Annotated in this window: 1 protein-coding gene; it reads left to right on the top strand. The window is 38.7% G+C overall.

Annotation, left to right across the window (positions count from 1 at the left end):
• On the top strand, positions 1–217 hold a 217-nt coding region (locus CXF59_RS00160), incomplete at both ends, for a hypothetical protein (RefSeq protein WP_157824487.1).

Below are 217 nucleotides of genomic sequence, written 5' to 3'. Positions count from 1 at the left end.
TTATCTGCTATTGCTCTTCTAAGTGGTGGTGATGCCAATATTAACAATATTTTAGAGGTCACTGAAACTTGGACTTATACTGCAACGTACACAGTAACTCAAGCTGATATCGATGCGGGAAAAATAACCAACCAAGCTTCGGTTGATGGCTTTGCTCCTGACGAAACAAAAGTATCTGACTTATCTGGTGATGGAGCAAATACTAATGAAGAAAATG

Source organism: Flavobacterium sp. ALD4 (assembly GCF_002836475.1).
Classification (GTDB): domain Bacteria; phylum Bacteroidota; class Bacteroidia; order Flavobacteriales; family Flavobacteriaceae; genus Flavobacterium.
This window is presented reverse-complemented; position numbering and strand designations above follow the sequence as displayed.